The sequence below is a fragment of the Leifsonia sp. A12D58 genome (genome assembly GCF_047530025.1).
Taxonomy (GTDB): domain Bacteria; phylum Actinomycetota; class Actinomycetes; order Actinomycetales; family Microbacteriaceae; genus Cryobacterium.
This window is the reverse complement of record NZ_JBLJAT010000001.1, coordinates 326,444-343,561: the sequence shown is the minus strand read 5'-3', so window position 1 is coordinate 343,561 and position 17,118 is coordinate 326,444. Positions and strand designations below refer to the sequence as shown.

The 17,118-nt window shown below is 64.5% G+C and carries 19 protein-coding genes; 10 read left to right on the top strand and 9 right to left on the bottom strand.

What is annotated here, in order from left to right; genetic code table 11:
- Window positions 1-216 precede the first annotated feature (216 nt).
- The 3 genes from ACMT3I_RS01750 to ACMT3I_RS01740 all read right to left on the bottom strand — a co-directional run bounded on the left by ACMT3I_RS01750 (window position 217) and on the right by ACMT3I_RS01740 (window position 2,608).
- Window positions 217-495: a hypothetical protein gene (locus tag ACMT3I_RS01750; RefSeq protein ID WP_414802718.1), complete on the bottom strand. Its 279-nt coding sequence runs from the start codon at window positions 493-495 to the stop codon at window positions 217-219.
- Window positions 496-700: 205 nt separating this feature from the next.
- On the bottom strand, window positions 701-2,206 hold the full coding sequence (locus tag ACMT3I_RS01745; RefSeq protein WP_414802717.1) for a hypothetical protein: 1,506 nt from the start codon (window positions 2,204-2,206) through the stop codon (window positions 701-703).
- 99 nt (window positions 2,207-2,305) lie between these two features.
- Window positions 2,306-2,608, bottom strand: coding sequence for a putative quinol monooxygenase (locus ACMT3I_RS01740; RefSeq protein ID WP_414802716.1), 303 nt, complete (start codon window positions 2,606-2,608; stop codon window positions 2,306-2,308).
- 283 nt (window positions 2,609-2,891) lie between these two features.
- Between ACMT3I_RS01740 and ACMT3I_RS01735 the strand changes: the two genes are divergently transcribed.
- The 3 genes from ACMT3I_RS01735 (at window position 2,892) to ACMT3I_RS01725 (ending at window position 3,982) form a co-directional block, all read left to right on the top strand.
- Window positions 2,892-3,401, top strand: coding sequence for a hypothetical protein (locus ACMT3I_RS01735; RefSeq protein WP_414802715.1), 510 nt, complete (start codon window positions 2,892-2,894; stop codon window positions 3,399-3,401).
- 84 nt (window positions 3,402-3,485) lie between these two features.
- Window positions 3,486-3,731 carry a type II toxin-antitoxin system Phd/YefM family antitoxin gene (locus ACMT3I_RS01730; protein ID WP_414802714.1) on the top strand — a complete coding sequence of 82 codons (246 nt, stop codon included), beginning with the start codon at window positions 3,486-3,488 and terminating at the stop codon, window positions 3,729-3,731.
- Window positions 3,728-3,982 (top strand): Txe/YoeB family addiction module toxin, encoded by a 255-nt coding sequence (locus ACMT3I_RS01725; RefSeq protein ID WP_414802713.1) that lies wholly within the window; start codon window positions 3,728-3,730, stop codon window positions 3,980-3,982. The genes ACMT3I_RS01730 and ACMT3I_RS01725 overlap by 4 nt, the downstream gene beginning before the upstream one ends.
- A 198-nt stretch (window positions 3,983-4,180) precedes the next feature.
- On the opposite strand, the gene ACMT3I_RS01720 is transcribed toward ACMT3I_RS01725, so the two are convergent.
- From ACMT3I_RS01720 to ACMT3I_RS01710, 3 genes are all read right to left on the bottom strand, one after another.
- On the bottom strand, window positions 4,181-5,233 hold the full coding sequence (locus ACMT3I_RS01720) for an NAD(P)-dependent alcohol dehydrogenase (protein WP_414802712.1): 1,053 nt from the start codon (window positions 5,231-5,233) through the stop codon (window positions 4,181-4,183).
- A 423-nt stretch (window positions 5,234-5,656) separates the two neighbouring features.
- Window positions 5,657-6,115, bottom strand: a complete 459-nt coding sequence (gene sufU, locus ACMT3I_RS01715; RefSeq protein WP_414802711.1) for a Fe-S cluster assembly sulfur transfer protein SufU — start codon at window positions 6,113-6,115, stop codon at window positions 5,657-5,659.
- Window positions 6,112-7,443, bottom strand: coding sequence for a SufS family cysteine desulfurase (locus ACMT3I_RS01710; protein WP_414802710.1), 1,332 nt, complete (start codon window positions 7,441-7,443; stop codon window positions 6,112-6,114). Before ACMT3I_RS01710 ends, sufU begins: the two co-directional genes overlap by 4 nt.
- 94 nt (window positions 7,444-7,537) lie before the next feature.
- On the opposite strand from ACMT3I_RS01710, the gene ACMT3I_RS01705 reads away from it, so the two are divergent.
- Genes ACMT3I_RS01705 through ACMT3I_RS01695 form a run of 3 tightly spaced genes read left to right on the top strand, consistent with a single transcriptional unit; the run spans window position 7,538 to window position 9,936 of the window.
- On the top strand, window positions 7,538-8,362 hold the full coding sequence (locus ACMT3I_RS01705) for an alpha/beta fold hydrolase (protein WP_414802709.1): 825 nt from the start codon (window positions 7,538-7,540) through the stop codon (window positions 8,360-8,362).
- Window positions 8,359-9,177, top strand: a complete 819-nt coding sequence (locus ACMT3I_RS01700; RefSeq protein WP_414802708.1) for an esterase/lipase family protein — start codon at window positions 8,359-8,361, stop codon at window positions 9,175-9,177. Before ACMT3I_RS01705 ends, ACMT3I_RS01700 begins: the two co-directional genes overlap by 4 nt.
- A gap of 12 nt (window positions 9,178-9,189) precedes the next feature.
- The gene (locus ACMT3I_RS01695; protein ID WP_414802707.1) at window positions 9,190-9,936 is read left to right on the top strand and encodes an alpha/beta hydrolase; all 747 of its coding nucleotides are present in this window, start codon (window positions 9,190-9,192) and stop codon (window positions 9,934-9,936) included.
- Window positions 9,937-10,140: 204 nt separating this feature from the next.
- On the opposite strand, the gene ACMT3I_RS01690 is transcribed toward ACMT3I_RS01695, so the two are convergent.
- Window positions 10,141-11,109, bottom strand: a complete 969-nt coding sequence (locus ACMT3I_RS01690) for an NERD domain-containing protein (protein ID WP_414802706.1) — start codon at window positions 11,107-11,109, stop codon at window positions 10,141-10,143.
- Window positions 11,110-11,707: 598 nt separating this feature from the next.
- Window positions 11,708-12,454 carry an acetolactate decarboxylase gene (budA, locus tag ACMT3I_RS01685; protein ID WP_414802705.1) on the bottom strand — a complete coding sequence of 249 codons (747 nt, stop codon included), beginning with the start codon at window positions 12,452-12,454 and terminating at the stop codon, window positions 11,708-11,710.
- Window positions 12,455-12,639: 185 nt separating this feature from the next.
- Between budA and ACMT3I_RS01680 the strand changes: the two genes are divergently transcribed.
- The 4 genes from ACMT3I_RS01680 to ACMT3I_RS01665 all read left to right on the top strand — a co-directional run bounded on the left by ACMT3I_RS01680 (window position 12,640) and on the right by ACMT3I_RS01665 (window position 15,251).
- Window positions 12,640-12,849, top strand: coding sequence for a hypothetical protein (locus ACMT3I_RS01680; protein ID WP_414802704.1), 210 nt, complete (start codon window positions 12,640-12,642; stop codon window positions 12,847-12,849).
- The gene (locus tag ACMT3I_RS01675) at window positions 12,850-13,785 is read left to right on the top strand and encodes a LysR family transcriptional regulator (RefSeq protein ID WP_414802703.1); all 936 of its coding nucleotides are present in this window, start codon (window positions 12,850-12,852) and stop codon (window positions 13,783-13,785) included. It begins immediately after the preceding gene.
- A gap of 89 nt (window positions 13,786-13,874) precedes the next feature.
- Window positions 13,875-14,957 (top strand): PLP-dependent cysteine synthase family protein, encoded by a 1,083-nt coding sequence (locus ACMT3I_RS01670; protein ID WP_414802702.1) that lies wholly within the window; start codon window positions 13,875-13,877, stop codon window positions 14,955-14,957.
- 24 nt (window positions 14,958-14,981) lie between these two features.
- Entirely contained in the window at window positions 14,982-15,251 is a 270-nt protein-coding gene (locus ACMT3I_RS01665; protein ID WP_414802701.1) for an acylphosphatase, read from the top strand.
- A 271-nt stretch (window positions 15,252-15,522) separates the two neighbouring features.
- On the opposite strand, the gene ACMT3I_RS01660 is transcribed toward ACMT3I_RS01665, so the two are convergent.
- A complete protein-coding gene (locus ACMT3I_RS01660; RefSeq protein ID WP_414802700.1) occupies window positions 15,523-17,082 on the bottom strand; it encodes a class I SAM-dependent methyltransferase in 1,560 nt (519 codons plus the stop codon).
- Window positions 17,083-17,118 lie beyond the last annotated feature (36 nt).

Below are 17,118 nucleotides of genomic sequence, written 5' to 3'. Positions count from 1 at the left end.
TTCGCAATGCTCCGTTGCGGCACCCTCTACCAAGCCAAGCATCGCCTTACCGCTTGACAAACAACATTGGGGTACCGCGATGACAAAAACCGAGCGGAGCCCCTAGGCAGAGACCCCTTCCTCGTCGAGAGCACCTCAACGAGGAAGATCGAGCACGATTGCCTGCGACGGTCTCTCTCCGACGGGCCCAGCAGACGGCATCCGTCTGCCGACAAGCTACCGCCCGAGGCGGAACCGCTCCTGGCCGATCAGGGACTGCAGGTACGCGACTCGGTTGAATACGTCCGCGCGTTGGGCCTCGTCGGCTACCGGCAGGTTCTCGATGAATGACTGCCCATTCGACTCAATGGTGACCGTGATGTACCCGGAGATGCGCGACTCGCGCGCGAGAAGGAAGAGCAGGCTCAGCAGGAAAGACCAGATGAAAATGACCACCATGATGATCGCCCACGCGGGCGTGTGCGTGGTGACCTGGGTACGATCCGCCGCTGACACGTTGATCTCGGAGACAGGCCAGGTACCCCGCCGGCGTAACGACGTGATGCTGCGTCGCGTGGATGTTGCCGATGGACACGAGAAACAACGCCGGCTGCTCATGCGTCTGGTTGGCGAGAGTCACGAGCTGATACCAACGGCCGGGTGGAGGCGCGCTAGGTCTCTTGCCGATGGCATGCCGCCGTGTCCCCAACGTGTGCCAGTCTCACGTCGCGACGATGCACTCCGACTGCACCTGAATTGAGATTCCGTCCGCCGTGCCGCGGATCGACAACAACTCCAGCTCGACGTATTCCGCGCCATCGTCATGTGGGTCCACCAGAGAGTAAAAGTCCCGGCCCATCGCCCGATCCGTCGCGGAGTATCCCTCAGCAACCCACGACGACGTGATGGCGTCGAAGGCGTCGTCGGCACTGTCAGCGATCTCGAAGATGGGAATCACTACCGAGCCAGTCACCTGCTCCCCCGCCCCGGAGGTGCACGCGGCTATCGCGACTTGTGACGGGCCACGGATGCCGGCTGCGTCGCCCGCGTCGTTCAACAGCTGCTCGACCAGAAGTTGATCGCTTTGCAGTCGCGCGGCTGCGGCATCCGCTTCGAGCGGGATACCGAGCGCGGCAGGGTCGTTGGCCGGCACGATGTGGTCGTCGGGCTCTGCCGAGCCGAGCGGCAGGCCCACATACCCCTCTTCCTCGATGGTCGTCGCCGCCGTTTCAGCGGATGAGGCTGCCACGTCGGTGGAGACCGTGAACGACGCCCGCGGAATGCCCTCCACGGCCGTCTGCGAGTCATCGAGGTGCACCAGCATCGCGGTGATCCGCTCGACATCGGCTTTCGCTGCTGCCTTGGCTTTCGACCTGGCCGTTGGCGCGGCGGTCGACCCCTCAGCGGCCTGCCCGGCCGCATCCGCTGACACCCTGACGTAGAGCGATGGCCGCCACGTAGCCAACCCGCTGGAGTTGCCACTCGGTGATGCACCGGAGTAGGCGAGCACGTCAATGGCAGGATCCATAGCCAGCGCGCTGAGATCTGCGATGAGGCGTGGGTGTGGCGACACGGCATTCAGGGTCAGCAGCGAGCCGGAGACCGAACTGTCCAGTGTCACGGCGGCGAGAGCTCGATCGCCAAATCCTGGGACTGCGCGCACCCCGGCAGCAACCCGTGGCCACTCACGGGGCGAATCCACCGACACTCTCGCCGGTCGGCTGTCGTCCGCCACCTGGACGTCAGTCACGCCCTCGACTCCTCGAAGTGACATGGCGGCGGCCGCGAGCTCCGCAGGGGTGAGCGGCCCAGCCGGATAGCCATCGTGAGACGAGAACGTGAGCGATGCCTGCACACCGCCAGCGTCCGCCGGAATGCGAATTGTTCCGCAGGTCGCAACGGTGGCATTTGCGGCAGCGACCTCGTGCTCGACGCCGCTGGACACCGCCTCCAGATCGAGCAGGTTCGATTCCACCTCGATGCTGATGCTCGCACTCCAGGCCTCTGCCCTCGACAGCGGGCCGCCCCGCAACACATCAGCCGATATGCGCGAGTCAGCGGATGCGACACCCTCGATCGCCTGCATCATCGCCACCGCGTGGTCAACGACCGCCGTGACCGCAAGCGGTGGTGGAGGAATGACCGCAGTGCAGCCCATCAGCATGCCGCTCACTCCTGCGGTCACGACTGCCGCCGCAACCCACCGAATGCTCCCCCGAGTCTTCATTCGCTCACCATATCGGTCATGCGTCTCGGCAGGCGATGTCGCCTCGTGACACCCGATCATCGCGGTGCAGCCTCGGTGCCGCACCGCCAGCTGTGTTCGTCAGTCGTGCAGCGGCGACCCGACAACGTTGAAGTGAAACCCGCCGAAAGAGCCGGACAGCAGCGGCCGTGCAGCGGCAATCGATGCTTGCACCTCCGGCAAGGCCAGTGAGGCCTGATGTGCTTCGGCACTCTCCCAGAGTTCAACGACGAACACCGTGTCAGGATCGTCATCGTTGACGCCCACCTCGTAGGCCAGGCATCCGATCTGCGTGAGCGCGTCACTGCGCTGAGTCAGGTGAGCGACCAGCTCATCACGCTTGCCGGGGATCACACCGAGTGTTCCTGCGTTCGCGAAAGTCATGGCACCCACCATACCCAGCGGTACGAAAGCGCACTCCACCCGCATGGCGACCCTCGGCCCAGCCTTCTCACCTGTGCGTGCGCGCAGCGGATGCAGAACGCCGTCGAATGCTGAGCGTCGGAGGCTCCGGCTAGCGTTACGACCGACACGAGCAATCCTCGCGCTAGGCGAAAGCGTCGCCTTCGGGAACGACGATGGGCCCCGATGGAAGGTGAGTTGCCGCCCGTGGAGAAGTAGAAGCCGCAAATCGCGGCTTCTCACCAATTTCGCAACGGAGGACCCAATGAACAAGGAATCGGAACAGATGCGCCGCACGCTTAAGCGGCTCATGGAGGATGCCAAAGCCGAGGCCAAAGCGACCGAGACGGAGGCCGCATCTCTACGCGACAAGGGAATCGTTATCCCCAGCCAGCGGTTGTCCACGATCTTGACGGAAGCAGCATCAATTCAAACGGAAGTGCGCCGCCTGCAACTCGCTTCCGTGATCGCGAAAATCCAAGTCTGCAAAGCGAGCCACGGGCCAGAGTCTCGGGCGCTTGCCGCTGCCGGCAGCGAAGCGGCCGAGCTGATCGAAGCCGCTGAACGCTCACGAGTCGATGAGCTCGAGAAGGCGATGAGACTCGCCGCCGTGATTGACGATGGGACGGAGGAGAACGCAGAGAAGAGCTATCAGACGGCGCTGTTTTACACGACGGTCTTCTTCGACGAGGTGGTGAGGCAGGCCACTGAGTTACTTGACGCTGCAGACGATGAGGCCGGCGGATTGTGGAGCGTGGGCACACACGGCTCCTGATCAGGCGCCGCCTCCTCTTCGCCACAAAGCACCAGTGGTACAATATCCAGTACCACTCAGCATGATTCTGGAGGCCAGATCGTCATGGCAATCACCGCATCGCAGGCTCGCGCCCAGTTGTTCCCGCTGATCGAAAAGGTCAATGAAGACCATGTGCCGATCGAGATCGTCTCTAAGAAGGGCAGCGCCGTGTTGATGTCGTTGGCCGACTACGAAGCACTCGAAGAGACTGCCTACCTCTTGCGCACGCCCGCCAACGCCGCACACCTCCTGGAGAGCATCGCCCAGCATCGCGCGGGAAGCGCCACGGCCAGGCAGCTCTCGGAATGAATCTGCTCTTCACCGAGAACGGCTGGGACGACTACCAGTACTGGGTAGCCACTGATCGGGCCATGGTGAAGCGCATCAACCGCCTCCTCGCCGAGATTCAGCGCACACCGACGAGCGGAATCGGCAAACCAGAGGCGCTCAAGCACCAACTCGCCGGCTACTGGTCTCGGCGCATCACCGACGAGCATCGGCTGGTCTATGCCGTTGAGGCCGAGCAGATCGTCATCGTGGCTGCGCGCCACCACTACTGATCGGTCTGGGACTAGAACGAATACACCAGCGCCACCCTTGTGACGCGAGACAGCAGGATCGCGAAAGCTCCCGACATCCGCTGTGCGATCGAGCTGTTTTCAGGAGCGGATGCCGCGCAACCGGCCTTGACTGCGCACAAAGCGGGCTGGGTGCGTAATCACGCTCCCAACCCGCCCGTCGCATCCGCTTGCCGCGACCTACTTCTTCATGTGCGGAACCACCACGGCGCGTCCCGTGAGTTCGCCCGCTTCGAGCTTGCGGTACGCCTCGAGCGCGTCGTCCATTGCGAACAGCTCCACGTCGGGCGTAATCTGCCCGGCCTTGTACATGGCTACAACCTCGTAGAGGTCTGCAATGGTGCCCCAGTAGGTGTTCGTCAGCGTCGACTCGTAGGGGGTCGTGAAGAACGACCACTCGTACGCGCCGCCGGCGATGCCGACCACGGTGAGACGCGACTTCGTCGCCATAACGGATGACGCCAGCGCGATGGTCGGTGCGACACCAACGAAGTCGAAGGCCGCGTCGACACCGCGGCCGCCTGTGAGCTCGCGGATCTGCGCGGCCTGGTCGGGTCCGCTGGCCACGGTGACGGCGCCGTTGGCCTCGGCGCGCTTCATGGCATCCGGCTTCGAGTCGGTGGCAATGATTGTCGCCCCGGTGAGCGCACTCAGGATCTGCACGGCGATCTGGCCCAGGCCGCCGAGGCCGACGACGAGAGCGAACTTGCCGCCGCCCGCGAGGTTCGGAAGCGAGTTCTTGATGGCGTGGTACGGGGTGAGGCCGGCATCAGACAGCGGAGCAGCCGCGATCGGATCGGCGTCGCCCAGCGGCACCAGGTTGCGGGCGGGAACGGTGATGTACTCTGCCATTCCGCCGTCACGACCGAGGCCCGACGCCAGGTATGGCATCGTGGCCGCATTGTCGCAGTACGTGTCTTCACCGCGTGAGCACGCGGCGCAGTGGCCACAGCCGATGGGGCCGTAGACCAGGAACGCATCTCCGATTTCAATGCCCTCGACGCCCTCGCCGAGTTCTTCGGCCCAGCCCGAGTTCTCGTGCCCGAGCACGTAACTCGGCGCCAGCTGCGGCGGTGCAGTCTCGGCCACGAAATCCTTGTACACGGCAACATCAGAGTGGCAGGCGCCGGCGCCGGCCACCTTCAGCAACACCTCACCGGGACCCGGGGTGGGCTTTTCCCACTCTCTCAGTGACGGAACAGTCTTCCAGGCTTCGAAAACAACAGCACGCATATATATTCACTTCTTTCTCGTTGTGGACATGCAGTGCATGCCCATACAACAAGTATGCGCTCGTGTATCAATGCCCTGCCGGCCGGGGGCGGGCGTAGGCCGGGGGGCGTCGGCCGGGCCAGCAGGCGCTGCAGCCATGGCCACGCCGAGTGGGCGAAAGCACTGGCGCTGCAGCAGCCGCGATGCAGAGGTTTCGAGGCGACCATGGCCGGCCTTCCGCATCCGGCGTGCGGATCCGACGGTGCGGATCCGACGTGCCCACAAGCGTTGTGAACTTCCGGCTCATATGAGCGGGAAGTTCAGAACACTTTTTCGGCGCCCCGCTGCCTTCGCCTCGGCCTCCGCCTCGAGGCGGCGACGGAACAGCGACGACGAACAGCGCCCACGAACAGCGCCCACGAACAGCGCCCACGCGCGCAGCAGCTACGCGCTCTGGGACGCCTTCACATCATTCAGGCAACCCTCGGCGGCAACCCAGCCGAGCATCGCGCACTTCACGCGCATGACGAACTTCGAGACACCGTGGAAGGCGATCGCATCGCCGAGCACATCCTCATCGGGTTCGCCTGCACCACGGGAGCGCATCATCTCGCGGAACACGTCGATCGTCGACTGCAACTCAGCCATGGTCTGCCCCGGCGCGATCTCAGCCAAAACGGATGCCGACGCCTGCGAAATACTGCAGCCAGAGCCGACCCAGCCGAGCGAGGCGATCCGGTCGGTTCCGGGGTCCATCGAAACCTGCAGCGTGATCTCATCGCCACAGGTGGGGTTGCGTTCGAAGCGTTCGGCGTCGGAGTGCTCGAGGGCACCGTATCCGCTGCGCTTCTTGGAATGGTCGAGGATGAGCTCCTGGTAGAGCCCGGCCAACGGGTCGGTCATGAGGTTTCTCCAAAGTACGGACGGACCTCGGCAACGGCGGCGAGAAAGCGGTCGACCTCAGCGGTCGTGGTGTACAGATACGCGCTGGCACGCGTGGTGGCGGTGAGGCCGAGGCGTCGGTGCAGCGGCTGCGCGCAGTGGTGTCCAACCCGCACAGCGATGCCCTTCGCGTCGAGGTACTGGCCGACATCGTGCGCGTGCACGCCGGCGACGTCGAAGGCGACGAGCCCGGCACGCGGGGTGCCAGCCGGCTCACCTACGATACGGATGCCGTCGATCTGGGCCAGGCCCACCAGCATCCGCTCGGCCAGTTCTTCTTCGCGGGCTTCGATGCGGTCGAGGCCGATCCGTTCGAGGTAGCGCACAGCCTCGGCGAGCGCCACGGCCTGGGAGACGGGCTGCGTGCCGGCCTCGAAACGCTGCGGTGCAGGGAGGTACGTCGCCGAATCCATGGTGACAGTCGAGATCATCGAGCCGCCGGTGCGGAAAGGCGGCAGCGCGTTCAGCAGCTCCTGGCGGCCGTAGAGCACACCGATGCCGGTGGGGCCGAGCATCTTGTGCCCGGAGAACGCGGCGAAGTCGACGTCGAGGGCGAGCAGGTCGAGGCGGCGGTGCGGGGCCGACTGGCAGGCGTCGAGCACGACGTATGCGCCGACGCCGTGCGCCAGCGTGACGATCGAGGCGACGGGAGCGACGAAACCGGTGACGTTCGAGACGTGTGCGACCGCAACGATGCGAGTCTTCGAGTTGATGACGGCTTCGACATCGGCGACGGTGTAGACGCCCTCGTCGTTGACCGGGATGTAGCGCAGGGTGGCGCCGGTGACCGCGGCGAGCTCCTGCCACGGGATGAGGTTGGCGTGGTGCTCGGCCTCTGTCACGACGATCTCGTCGCCCGCGCTCAGCGCGAATCGGCGGGCGGCGTCTCCGCCGCGGCCATGGCTGGCGTTGGCGAAGCCGTACGCGACGAGGTTGAGGGCATCCGTTGCGTTGGAGGTCCAGACGATCTCGTCTTCACGCGCGCCAACGAACGCGGCGACCGTGGCGCGGGCGTCTTCGTAGGCCTCGGTGGCGAGACCGGCGAGAGTGTGGGCGCCGCGGTGCACGGCAGCGTTGCTGTGCACCAGGAAGTCGAGTTCGGCATCGAGCACGGCCTGTGGGCGCTGCGCCGTGGCCCCAGAGTCGAGATAGGCGAGCGGCAGTCCGTTGACCTGCTCCGCCAGCGCGGGGAAATCAGCGCGAATCGCCTCGACCTCCTGCTCGGTCAAGGGTTCGACTGCGGTGCGATGCGCAGCGGCACCTGCTTCGCGTGCGTGGGTGTGTGACACGGACTACCTCTCATAACGATCGCCCAGGCGACCAACGACTGTAACCATTCTCCTCGCCCTGGTGTTCCGAAACATGCGGACTTACTGAAAACGGATGTCGCTGGCCGCGAACACCCGCCGACATCCGCCCGCGCCCGGCATGCACGATGATGGTCTGATGGCGATTCGACGGATGCGAGTGGGCGAGTACGACATCGCATACACGGACTCCGACTCCGCCGTCACAAACTCCAGCGCCGCATCCCCTACTTTCCTGCTCGTACACGGCATCGGCATGGGCACGTCGTACTTCGCCGAACTGCGCGAGGCGCTTGAGCCATCCGGCCGCGTGGTCGCGATCGACCTGCCCGGCTTCGGCGACTCCCCCGAACCCGAACCAGACAACGACCTGAGCATGGCCGAGCTGGGTCGGGTGCTCGCGGAATTTGCCGAGGCCCTGGCACTCGAGCATCCGGTGCTGGTTGGTCATTCCATGGGAACGCAGGTCGTGGCCGAAGCCGCCAGAGCGCGCCCCGATCTGTTCGATGAACTTGTACTCATCGCGCCGACCGTCAACCGGCACGAGCGAAGCATCGGGCTGCAAGCGTGGCGGATGGTGCAGGACCTCTACAACGACGACCCGCGCGTGCTCGCCCTCGGCATCCAGAACTATCTCAAGGCGGGGCCGCGCTGGTTCGCCAAGAAACTGCGCAGCATGATGGCGCACGAGATCGAGGCGACGCTGCCGCACATCCAGGCACACACCCTGGTGATTCGCGGGCTGCGCGACCCGGTGAGTCCGCACGACTGGGCGACCGAGGTCACGGCGCTCGTGCCCAATGCCCGTCTGGCCGAAATCGAGGGCAGAGGCCACGAAACCATGGTCAAAGACGGCGTCTGTGCCGCCGACCTCATTGTGAAACATCTGCCGCTCGCATGAATCTGCTGCAGCAGCTCGGGTGGCGAGGACGTGACTATGCCTACGCCGGGTCGCAGCAAGCGCGCTCACTGCTGCACCGGGACGTTCCCGCTCACTTCATGCAGGGCGACGCGGCCCGCCCCGCGATCGTGCTGCTGCCGGGCGTCTTCGAAAACTGGTACTTTCTTGAACCGGTCGCGCAGCGCCTGAGCTCCCTCGGATTTCGGGTGTTCTCGGTGCCCGACCTCGCATTCAACCGGATGCCGATCCGCCAGTCGGCGGAGGTCGTCGAGGACGCGCTGCGCCGGTTACAGGCGGTGCACGCACTAGACAGGTTCATCCTGCTGGCGCACAGCAAGGGCGGCCTGATCGGCAAACAGCTGATGTTGGCGCAGGCGGCAGACCAGCCCCATCCAGATGACATCCCTGCGCCTGCGTCTGCGTCTGCGCCTGCGTCTGCGTCTGCGTCTGCGCCTGGCCCTGCCCGTGCCCCTGCGCGTGCCCCGCTGAACATCGTCGGCATGGTGGCCGTCTCAACACCGTTCTCCGGGTCGAGCTACGCGCGGTTCATGCCGTCTCGGATCCTCCGCGACTTCTCGCCCCACAACGAGGTCGTGCTGGCGCTGCTCGCCCAGCAATACGTCAATGAGCGCATCGTGTCGATCTACGCCGACTTCGACCCGCACATTCCGAACACGAGCGCCCTGGTCGGAGCGCGCAACGTTCGGCTGCCGATCGCCGGGCATTTCCTGCCTCTTGCTGACCCAGACGTCGCGGAGGCCGTCGAACAGGCGACTTTCGAGCTGTCAGATACCACAGGCACGGGCGTGAAATGAGAGTATGACATCGTGACTACTTCTGCCGCTCGCATCCGCCGCCGTACAGTAACCATCGTCTGCGCGGTGCTCGCCGTGCTCCTACTCCTCGTCGTCGGAGTGCTGGTCTGGGCGAACATCGTGATGCAGGGCACGCGCTCCGCAGCGCTCGAGGTGTGGCGCAATCCCGCGATCCAGGTCACCTCCACCGACGACTCCGTCATCCTCTCCCCTACCGACGATGCGTCAGGCACCGGGCTCGTCTTCATTCCGGGAGCCAAGGTCGACCCGTACGCCTACATGTACAAGCTGTCGGGCATCGTCGAGCAGACCGGAGCGACAGTCGTCATCACCAAGCCAACGCTCAACCTCGCGTTCTTCGACACCCGCCCGCTGACGACGTTCACCGATCAGGCTCCGGATGTCTCCACTTGGTTCGTCGGCGGACACTCACTCGGCGGGGTGCGCGCCTGCCAGCTCGCTGACTCTCCCGAGGTGAGCGGGCTGGTGCTCTTCGGCAGCTACTGCGCGAATGATCTGTCCGACACCGACCTCGAGGTCATCAGCATCGGCGGCAGCAACGACGGGCTGAGCACGCCAGAGAAGATTGACGCGGCTGCCCACCTGCTGCCGAACGACACCACATTTGTCGAGATCGACGGCGCCAACCACGCAAGCTTCGGCGACTACGGAGTGCAACCGGGCGACGGCACAGCGACGATCAGCAGCACGGAGGTGCAGGAGCAGATCACCGAGGCGCTGGCGGCATCCGGCCTGTAATTCGGCATCCGCAGTCCTCGCATCCGGAGCCCTCGCATCCGCAGTCCTCGCATCCGCAGTTTTCGCATCCGCAGTCCTCGCATCCGCAGTCCTCGCATCCGCTACCCCGAGTGTCGCCCATACGACCGAGAGTCGCCGTTGCAACAGCGATTCTCGGCGAAAACGGCGACTCTCGGCGCTCCGGGACGAGTGCCTGACGAGCGACTAGAGCCCGCCGGCACCCGTCAGCATGTCGCCCAGTATCCACAGGGCCGAAACCGGCGCGATTACCAGCAGCGCATAGCCGGCGACGTTCCAGCCCGCGCGACGCGTACGCGCAGAGCGCACCTCGGCGTCGAGTCGTTCGAACTCGGCCATCAATCCGACAGATATTTCTGAGCCGGCCGCTTCGGATTCATCGGGGTCTTCAGGAATCAGTGCAGAGTCACCGGTCCAGACCCTGTCGGCCGGTGTCGGCGTGACGCGGGCATCTCCGTGCGCCGACTGACTCGTGAGCACGTCGACTGAAGCTGGGGCCGATGCGGATGCCACAGTCCCGCTGGCCACGACGGCCCACGTGTTCGGATCCTCGAGGATTGAGGTGATCTCGTCCTGCTCTGGTTCGGTGAAGACGTGTGAGAGGTTGGTCAGCCAGCGATTGAGCTGCCAGGCCTCGAGAACCTTCACCTGCACCGGCTTCTCGCGGATCATCAGCTGCGCGGGCGAGACGAACGTCAGGATGGGCTGTACCGGCGCGGGAAGGGGCATCCGCTTCTCGATCAGTTTGCCGACGCGACGTGCCTCGAACTCGGCGTCGCGCACGTAGTCCTTCTTCGCTCCGTCGACGAGCAGGGTGTCTTTCGCCACCCAGACCTTTTTGTCTTTGTGGTGTTTCGTGTTGATCGTGAAGACACCGCCAGGGCCGACGACGATGTGGTCGATGTCTGACCCGCGGGTGCCGACGGGCAGCGCATGCAGCACCGTCCACTCCGGGGGCAGGTTCGTCAGCAGACTGCCGACCGCGATCTCGCCCTTGGCGCCCTGGTACCAGGACCTGGCCGCGGCCGTCAACGGCGACCGTCCGAACATCCGGGACAGCGCTGAGCGAGCAGGAGAATCTGCCTGCAGCCGCAATAACTCTTCGATGACCGACTGCCCAGGGCAGCGTTGGCGCATGGAGAGAGCTTGCGTCACGTCACTCTCCCTGGGTCTGATTTTTCGTTCACGCGTCTCCGGCGGAACTGGTCGATAAGCTCACACGGGGCTTCATCGAATCTAGCGACTGTGTCCGGGAGCTGGCGAACCCCAAACGGGGCGCGCAGAAACAATAGTTCAGGCTACGCCTCGTGGGGTTGTCTCTGCCACTTGAGAGGCGGAAATCCGGGTACAAGTCTACAGCCGACTCGGCCAGCCAGCGAGCGTCGAACAGGCCGTCTGGGGCGAGGCTGCCGTTGTAGGACGCACCGATGATCCACTCGTCGTCAGGGTGCTCTGCCGCGTATCGGCCGACCTCTGCGACGATCTCGTCGACGCTTGTCCATATGCGTTCCCCGGAGGCAGACGCTTGCATTTCGCTGACCCGAGCGGCAACGAACTCGGAGTCTGGGCGTCGCGCTAGTCCTTCGAAGCGCACGAAGTGGCGTCGGCCGCGCCCGTTCTGGCTCGTCGCGCCCGCTGTAGCGGTAGCGAAGCGCCACAGCGGGCGCGCTGACCCCGCTGCCCGGCCCGACCAGCCGACCAGCCGACCAGCCGACAGCCGACAGCCGACAGCCGACAGCCGACAGCATCCGCTCTAGCGGTGCATCTCCGTCTTCTGTAGCTGAGCGTCGAGGTCATCCGGCGCCAGGTTCGCCTCCCGGAACGCGGGAGTCATCGGCAGGCGCAGGTGCAGGTCGGTCGCTAGGCACAGCTCGGCCACCCCGCTGCGCAGTTTGAAGTCGAGCACGTGCCCGCCCTGACTGCGGGAATCGTCGATGAAATGAGCGTGGCATCCAGGCACCGAGATTCCCGTCTCATACAACGGCGTCCGAAAGCCGACGACGGTGCCCCGCACGTCATCGAAGCGAACGACGGCGTCGTCATCCGTCGCCTCCACCATGGGGCGATACGGCTTGCTCTGCTTGACCACTGTGCGGGTACGCACCCACTCAAAATCACCGGTGATCCGCAGCGCATACATGTAGTTCTCTGAGACTGTCATGTGGTCGATGAACGTCGAGGCATCACTGCGCAGGCTGCCGTCCGGTAGCTCGCGACGGATGCCAGGCACGAACTCCGTGATGACGGCATAGGGCGTGCGGGCCTCGGGTGACGGCATGCTCACCGTTCCATCGCTGCGAAGCTGGAAGCATTCGCCGTCGAGGATGACCATCTCGCCATCGAGGGCATTGAAGGTACCGATGCCAAAATTGCCGTGGGTCAGCAGTTCTGCAACTGTCAGTTCGTCGTCGTACACACCGTCAAGCAGCGCGCTCATCACGCTTGTCTGGAAGATTTCGTGGCGGGCGACGGTGGCGGCCCGCGTTTCGCTTGTGCTCATGGCAGTGTCCTTCGGTGAATGACCGGCAGGGTCAGCCAGCTTCACGTCAAATCTATGCCGGGCCAGCTGCCATGCGCTGCTGATACCGTGAGAGATGTACGTTCGCACAGTCGATTCAGATACCTGATCCAGACACCTGATTCAGATACCTGATCCAGACACCAACCGATGGGATGCCACACTCCGTGAAGCACTGGTCATTCAACACCTGCGCAATCGCCGGATTCGCCTTCAGCACCGTTGCAGTGCTGTTGCTCATCGTCAATGCCCTCACGGGCAACACCATGATCGCCGTGGTGCTGCCGATCGCCGGGGTCTCGCTCCTAATTGGTGGAGCCTTTTCGGTGCGAGCACATCTGCTGCGGTACAAGCAAACTTCCAAGCGCATGCTCTAGATGATCGAAATCAAGCACCTGCGACTCGTGCAGGCACTGGCATCCGCTGGCAGTCTTTCTGGTGCCGCACGCCAGCTTGGTTACTCACAACCTGCTGTCACCCAGCAGCTGCAGAAGCTTGAGGCCGAGCTCAACACTCCGCTGCTCACTCGAACGACAACGGGCGTGCACCTCACCAGTGCAGGCGAGGTTCTCCTGCGACACGGTGCATCGGTGCTCTCGTCGGTGTCGCTCGCCCGCGCCGAAGTCGACGCCGTCGCCGGGCTTCGGGCCGGCCAGGTGCGGGTCACCTCGTTCGCCAGCGCTGCCGCGACGCTGCTGCCCGGCGCATTCGCCGCTGTCTCGCAGGCGCATCCTGGACTCTCGTTCACGCTTGTCGAGGCCTTGCCAGAGGAGTCACTCGACATATTGCGCAACGGCGAGTGCGACCTGGCCGTCGTGTACCACTACGCGTCAGGCAGCTCCAACGACGAACCCGCGCCGCTGGCATTCACCGACGAAGTGAGCACAGAGCTGCTCGAGGAAAACGTGTATGTTGCCCTGCCGCGCTCGCATCCGGCCAGCGCGAAAGCCCGGGTCACCCTGAACGACCTGGCGGACGACCACTGGATCGCGGGCTGCCCCTCCTGCCGAGGCAACCTCGTCAACTCGTGCGAGGTGGCCGGGTTCAGCCCCGATATCGCCTTCGAAACCGATGACTATGTGGCGCTTCAACGGCTTGTCGCTGCGGGCCTCGGGGTCGCAATGGTGACAGACATCATGCTCGCTGCAGCGCGCCCCGACTCCGATCTCGTACTGCGCAGGCTCTCCCCCGCGCCCGTTCGAACTGTCAGGGTGGTGTCTTCGCAGTCACTGCTGCGGGTACCGGGCGTCCGTCAGACGATCGATGCGCTCAGCGCTGCCGCAGGTGGGCTTGATCTCGTCACCGTCGACTGACCCTCGACCCAACCCCCATAAGCCCTGCTTATGGCATCCGAAACATGTTGGCCATTGTTGTAATATCCCTGGTTTGGCATCGTTGAATCATGCCTACCGATACCCATATGTGGATCACCGAGGCGATCAAGAAGCTCGATGCTGAAGTCGGTCGTCATGCTGAGCGAGCAGAGACCCCGCTTCGACGTTTTCCGCTGCCGGCCGAGTGGGGCATCGACCTCTATTTGAAGGATGAGTCGGTGCATCCGACCGGGTCGTTGAAGCATCGTCTGGCCCATTCGCTGCTGATGTTCGCCCTGGTCAACGGAGATCTCGACGCGAACACGACACTGGTCGAGGCGTCAAGTGGCTCGACGGCGGTCTCTGAGGCGTACTTCGCCCGGCTGCTCGGCCTCGACTTCGTCGCTGTCGTGCCGGCGACGACAAGCCCGTCGAAGCTCGCGCTCATCGAGCAGTACGGCGGCACGTGCCTGCTCATCGCCGACCCGAACGCGGTCTACGCTGCAGCTGAACGTCTGGGCGCACAAGCCGGCTGGTTCTACCTCGATCAGTTCACTAACGCCTCGGTCGTCACCGACTGGCGCTGCAACAACATCGCCTCGGCGATCTTCGACCAGTTGGCATCAGAGGCGCATCCCGAACCTCGCTGGATCGTCGTCGGGGCAGGCACAGGCGGAACGAGCGCGACGATCGGCCGGTACACCCACTATACGAAGACCGCGACCAAGGTTGCTGTCGTCGACCCGGAAGGCTCAGCATTCGCGAGGGCCTGGGCAGAGAACTGTCGGCACGTCATCGGGTGTGCGTCGCGCATCGAGGGAATCGGTCGGCCCCGAGTTGAGCCGTCGTTCATTCCGGCGGTCATCGACGAGGTGCTCGCTGTGCCCGATGCAGGGTCGATCGCCGCCATGCGCTTTCTGGCCGACGTGACAGGAATCAATGCCGGTGGCTCAACAGGCACGAACCTGTATGGCGCTTTCCAGCTGATCGCCCGCATGCTCGCGGCCGGTGAGACCGGCAGCGTCGTTACGCTGATCTGCGACGGTGGCGAGCGCTACCTCGACTCGTACTACTCCGATTCCTGGGTCGCGGAGCGCGGCTTCGATCTGGCACCGCACACCGCACGCCTGCGAGAATTTTTGCAGTCAGGCATATTTGCAGTGGCCGCATAGCCGACGGCGGAGCAGGATAGATGCGTGATCAGACGACACGTGATCGTCCATGGCCAGGTTCAGGGCGTCGGCTTCCGGTACTCGGCGCGCGAGCAGGCGATCAGGCGTGACGTCACCGGTTATGTCCGCAACCAGGCCGACGACTCGGTTGAAGTCGACATCGAGGGCTCCGAAGCAGCTGTCGCCTCCATGCTCGAGTGGCTGAAGGCCGGTCCGTGGGGTGCCGAGGTGTCGTCGCTGACCGTCACCGAGCTGGAGCCGACCGGGCACTCGGGTTTCGATATCCGTTACTGAGAGCTGAGCCTGAGCTGAGCTGCCGCTGTCGCTGTCGCTGTCGGCTGTTCTCACATGCAAGTCAAGCTTGGTCGGCAGCCGAGTCGCGTCGTTTGGGGCAGTACTCAGTGCATAACTCCTGCAATTTGCTGCGTCGGGGCCGAGACTTCCGCATGATTCCGGCCATCGACCCGAGCGCTCTCGGCATTCTGCAGGAGTTATGCAACACCAAGCCGTTTGAACCTGAGCCCTAAGCCCTAAGCCCTAAGCCCTAAGCCCTAAGCCCTAAGCACTACTCCGACGGGGCTCGCAGGAATCCGTCGTCCAGCAGCTCGCGCAGGCGCGGCAGCAAATCTGCTGTCAGGGCATCTTCGTCGACCTCAAGCAGCTGGGAAAGCGCGCCGATGATTGCGGCGACACTGAGGTCGCCGTCGCAGGCACCGATCAAGGCGGCAAGGGCGGTGTCGAGCGGTACCGTGCGTCCGAATCCGGCACCCTGGTGCAGGGTCATCAGCGTGGGGTCGTCGTTGCCCGGCCAGTAGTGACGTTCCTCGGTGACATCGGGCGCAACGATCAGGTGCGCGCGGGACAACGCGTCGTCATTGGTTGCCGCCTGCCAGTCGTGGGCAGCCAGACACTCGGCCAGGTAGGTTCCGAGGCCAGAGGAGTTCTGACCGAGTGAACCGAGCAGACGTTCCAGGCGGCGGAACGGCGCAGCGGATGCCGCTGGTCCCTCAACCGGTGCGCGCAGCAGCATGTAGCCGAAGCCGACCTTGGCCACGTTGCGGGCAGCGAAGTCGTCGAGCCAGGCGCCGTAGAGCCGATCGAAGTCTGGGGTGTCTGGTCGGGTTCCGCCATCGCGAATCCACGTCTCGGCATACTCGGTGGGGAGTTCGACCTCGCGTTCGATGATCCACGCGTCGAGGTTGCCCGATTCCGGTCGGTCGAGCCACGCAGTCATCCGGTCGAATGCATCGACATTGGTGCGGTACTCCCAGTTTCCGAGCAGCTGGGCGACACCGCCTGGCGTGAGGTGAGCCGCGGCTCCGGTGACGACGGCCTCGACAATCGCGTCGCCGACTAGTCCACCATCGCGGTATTCGTAACTCGGCACACCCTCGGTGCGCGGGGTGATGACGAACGGCGGGTTCGAGATGATGTGGTCGAAGCGCTCCCCCGCGACAGGTTCGAAGAGGCTGCCGAGCCGAAATTCGATGTTGGTGATGCCGTTCAACCGGGCGTTCAGGGCCGCCAGTTCGAGGGCGCGTTCTGAGATGTCTGTGGCGACGACCCGGTCGGCATGCCTGGCGGCGTGCATGGCCTGGATGCCACATCCGGTACCGAGGTCGAGAGCCGAACTCACGGGGTTCGGCAGCACGAGGCCCGCAAGCGTGAGGGACGCCCCTCCGACGCCGAGCACGTGATTCTCGCCGAGGGCATGGCCGAGTGCGAGCTCACCGAGGTCGGACGCGATCCACCAGCTGCCTGCACCCTGGGCATCGATGAAGCTGTACGGTCGCAGGTCAAGCAGGGGGCGAAGCAGGTCGGGCGCGGTGTCGGGTTCAACCAGCCCCAACTCCAGGGCGCCGGTCGTGCCGAGCGTGGGCAACGCCGCATCCAGGTCGGCGCGGGTGACGGGGAGACCGAGCACGAACAATTGCGCCAGTGTTGCCGAGCGCTCCGGACGCCCGAGTTTCTGCCGCAGCGCCTTGAGCGCCCGCAGGGCAGGCACCCGCTGGTTGCGATGAAGAGCGGCATCCGCTTCGACACCCCACAAGCCGGTGAGCGCAGTCACTGAGTAGTTGGCGGAGGCGAGGTCGGCACGCAGAAGGTCGATCAGTGGAACAGTCACCTGTCTATTCTTCTGCACCAATGCTCTTCCGCTGCA